Source organism: Kribbella sp., assembly GCF_035687465.1.
GTDB lineage: Bacteria > Actinomycetota > Actinomycetes > Propionibacteriales > Kribbellaceae > Kribbella.
Genome location: NZ_DASRXP010000419.1, coordinates 1 through 2,653, shown reverse-complemented (window position 1 = coordinate 2,653; position 2,653 = coordinate 1). Strand labels below are relative to the sequence as shown.

Here is a 2,653-nt window from a genome sequence, read left to right as displayed (position 1 = left end):
ACGGAGGAGCTCCCGCGTCTGCTCGCGGAGAGCCCTGTAGGTGCTGGTGGTGTGACCGTGCTGCCCTACCTGTCGGAAGCGGGGGAACGAGCGCCCTTCGTCGACACTCGCGCCCGCGGCACGATCGACGGGATCTCGTTGTCGACGACCTCGGCGGATCTGGTTCGCGCGACCTGCGAGGGCATCGCCTACGCCGCTCGCCACTGCCTCGATGCGGCCGGTTGGACGGGACGGGTGACGGTCTGCGGTGGCGGCGCACGCAGTACCGAATGGACCCAGATCCTCGCCGACGTCCTCAATACCCCCTTACACACAACAGAAGCCTCCCAAGTAGCAGCCCGAGGCGCCGTAATAGCCGCCCACCGCGCAATGGCTCGTCCTGTTGAGGGGTGGGTTGCCGAGACCCGGCAGATCGACCCTGATGCTGGGCGGGCTGCTTTTTATGCCGAGGGTTATGCGCACTATCTCCGCCGGATCGAGTTGGCTCGCCCGCGCTGGGCTGATCCGGCTCCTCTCAGTTGATCAGGAGTTCGATGAGAACCGTCACCACCTTGCTGGCCGGCGACCACTTCGTCCGGAACGAGTTGCTGGCCGACTCGCTGTCCAAACTCGCGGACGTCAGCTTCGACTTCCGGCGGATCACCTTGCCTTGGCCGCTCACGCCGTACGGGCGGGTGGCGGAGGTGGACGAGGCGAGCGACGCCGAGGATCAGCTCATCGAGGCGCTGGACGGGGTCGAGCTGGCGATCACCCAGATGGGCCCGTTCACCGAGCGGGTGCTCGACCACGCGCCCGACCTCCGTTTCCTGGTCTGCTGCCGCGGCGGCCCGGTCAACGTCAACGTGCAGGCGGCAATCAAGCGCGGCATCATCGTCTCCTCGACGCCGGGACGGAACGCGATCGCCGCCGCCGAACACGCCGTCACGTTGATGCTCGGTGCCCTGCGCAACCTTCCCAGGCTGCAGCGCACGCTGGAGGAGGGCGAGTGGCGCAGCGACCTCTACGCGTACGACGAATGTGGTTCCGAACTAGAGGGCGCTACCGTCGGCCTCATCGGCTACGGCGCGATCGGCCGCCGGGTGGCGCGGGTGATGCTCGCCTTCGGAGCCCACGTCCTGGTGGTCGACCCCGCGATCGACCCGGTCGCTCCACCGGATGGCACTGAGGCCGTCGGGCTCGACGAACTACTCCGCCGCTCCGACGTCGTCAGCCTGCATGCTCGGCTGACGGACGACACGCGCGGCATGATCGGCGCCGAACAACTCGCCCTGCTGCCGCGCGGCGCAGTACTGGTGAACACGGCACGTGGCGGCCTGCTCGACTATGAGGCAACAGTCGACGCGCTGGAGTCTGGTCAGCTGGGAGCCGCGGCGTTCGATGTGTTCCCGGCCGAGCCGGTGCCTGCCGACGCCCGCCTGCTGCAGGCGCCGAACGTGGTCATGACGCCGCACCTCGCCGGTGCCACCCGCCAAACCGCCCACCGCGCGGCGTCCATCGCAGCCGAGGCCGTCGCCGCCTATCTGGCTGGACGGAACCCTGTTGGCCTGGCTCAGTGATCATCACTGGCCACCGCGGAGCTCTCGGTTCCGAACCGGAGAACACCCTGCGGTCCTTCCACCGGGCGGTCGCCGACGGCTGCGACGAGGTCGAGCTGGACTTGCGATCCACCGCGGACGATGAGCTCGTCGTGATGCACGACGCGACAGTCGACCGGACCACCTCGGGCTCGGGCGCGGTGTCGGAACTGACTCTCGCCGAGCTGAAGTCGCTCGACGCTGGGCTAGGTGAGCAGGTCCCGACCTGGGCCGAGACGGTGAAGGCTGTGGACATCCGCTTCCAGGCAGAGGTCAAGGCCGCCCGTGCTGTCCCCTTGCTGGTCGCCTCCCTGCAGGCCGATCCAGCATTGGCCGCCCGGACGTTGGTGACGTCCTCTTATGCCGACATCCTGCTCGCCATCCGCCAGGCGATGCCGACCGCCTCAACAGGCCTGATCTTCGGCCGAACCCCAGGGGTAGAAGAGGTCCTGTCCCTGATCAAAGCAGCCCAGGCCGGTACTGCGCTCTGCGGCATCGCCGGCCTGACTCCCGAGGCAGTAACCACACTCCACACCCACGGCTTGGCCGTCACCGCGTGGCCCGTCCCTGACGTTGAAACCTTCGCCCAGGCGCTCACTCTTTCCGTAGACGGCATCACCACGGATTACCCCCACCGCCTACGGCTCCGCGTTCCGTAGTACGAGACAGTGCTCTGGCTCACACTCCAGATGTGCAGAATTGTTCTTACATGGCCGGGAAATGTGTGATTGCCTTGGTTCATGAGCATCAGCATCGGTGTGGTCGGCGCCGGCCAGTTCGCCCCTTCGTTCCTCCGCCTCTGGACCGCGCATCCCGACGTCTCGGACGTCCGGTTGACCGACGTCCTGCCGGACCGGCTGGCCGAAGTGGCCGAGCACCAGGGCGTGTCGATCACGTACCAGTCGTTCGAGGAGATGCTCGCGTCCGACGTCGATGCCGTCGCGATCTTCACCCAGCGCTGGCTGCACGGCGAGATGGCGATCCAGGCGCTCGAGGCCGGCAAGCATGTCTATTCGACCGTCCCGATGGCGATCGAGGCGGACCAGATCGCGCGCATCATCGAGCTGGTCAAGGAGACC

4 protein-coding genes are annotated in these 2,653 nt (G+C 67.2%); all 4 read left to right on the top strand.

The features are described from left to right. The coding region (locus tag VFG33_RS21595) for an FGGY-family carbohydrate kinase (protein WP_325054725.1) at positions 1-522 on the top strand (522 nt) is incomplete at its 5' end. A gap of 11 nt (positions 523-533) precedes the next feature. Next, positions 534-1,556 carry a 2-hydroxyacid dehydrogenase gene (locus VFG33_RS21590; RefSeq protein WP_325054724.1) on the top strand — a complete coding sequence of 341 codons (1,023 nt, stop codon included), beginning with the start codon at positions 534-536 and terminating at the stop codon, positions 1,554-1,556. Then, positions 1,553-2,233: a glycerophosphodiester phosphodiesterase gene (locus VFG33_RS21585; RefSeq protein ID WP_325054723.1), complete on the top strand. Its 681-nt coding sequence runs from the start codon at positions 1,553-1,555 to the stop codon at positions 2,231-2,233. The genes VFG33_RS21590 and VFG33_RS21585 overlap by 4 nt, the downstream gene beginning before the upstream one ends. An 81-nt stretch (positions 2,234-2,314) precedes the next feature. Beyond that, positions 2,315-2,653: Gfo/Idh/MocA family protein (locus VFG33_RS21580; protein WP_325054722.1), on the top strand; the 339-nt coding region annotated here is incomplete at its 3' end.

What these genes read in the sequence shown, in the direction of transcription:
- VFG33_RS21590 (WP_325054724.1), top strand. Translation starts at nt 534, where the DNA reads ATGAGAACCGTCACCACCTTGCTGGCCGGCGACCACTTCGTCCGGAAC.